The organism is Nocardia thraciensis (assembly GCF_054782435.1).
The window spans coordinates 1-915 of record NZ_BAAGSM010000053.1; the positions used below are offsets into that span (position 1 = coordinate 1).

Below are 915 nucleotides of genomic sequence, written 5' to 3' on the forward strand. Positions count from 1 at the left end.
TGGTTCGTGAACAGGTCACGGTGCTGAATCAGACGCCGTCGGCGTTCTATCAGCTGGCGGAGGCGGATCGGGCGGCGCATGCGGGCGGGGCGGGCAAGTTCGCGTTGCGGTATGTGGTGTTCGGTGGTGAGGCGTTGGATTTGCGGCAGTTGCCGCGGTGGTATGAGCGGCATGCGTCGGATGCGCCGCAGTTGGTGAATATGTACGGGATTACCGAGACGACGGTGCATGTGTCGTTTCTGGCGGTGGATGAGCGGTTGGCGGATGTTCCGGCGAGTGTGATCGGTCGTGGGTTGCCGGGTGTGGATGCGTATGTGCTCGATGATCGGTTGCATCCGGCGCCGGTGGGGGTGGCGGGGGAGTTGTATGTCTGTGGTGCGCAGGTGTCGCGGGGGTATGTGGGGCGTGCGGGGTTGACGGCGTGCCGGTTCGTGGCGAATCCGTTCGGTGTGGCGGGGTCTCGGATGTATCGGTCGGGGGATGTGGGTCGGTGGGCGGGTTTCGGTGGTGAGGCGAATCTGGAGTATGCCGGTCGTGGTGATCGGCAGGTGCAGGTGCGTGGGTTCCGGATCGAGTTGGGGGAGATCGAGGCGGCGTTGTCGCGGTGTGAGGGGGTGAGTCAGGCGGTGGTGCTGGTGCGTGGGGACGGGCAGGCCGGTGACCGGTTGGTGGGTTATGTGGTGCCGGAGGCGGGTTCGCGGCTCGAGGGGGTGGTGTTGCGGGCGCGGGTCGGTGAGTTCCTTGCCGCGTATATGGTTCCGGATGCTGTCGTGGTGGTGGATGTGTTGCCGCTCACGGCGAACGGTAAGCTGGATCGTCGGGCGTTGCCCGCGCCGGAGTTCGTCGGGTCGGCGGTGTATCGGGCGCCGGGGACTCCGATCGAGCAGGCGGTGGCCGATGTGTTCGCCGGACTGC

General features: G+C 66.3%; 1 protein-coding gene. It reads left to right on the forward strand.

From position 1 onward, the window contains the following. Positions 1-915, forward strand: a 915-nt coding sequence (locus ACYVLQ_RS31740) for an AMP-binding protein (RefSeq protein ID WP_460701229.1), incomplete at both ends; no start/stop codon positions are given.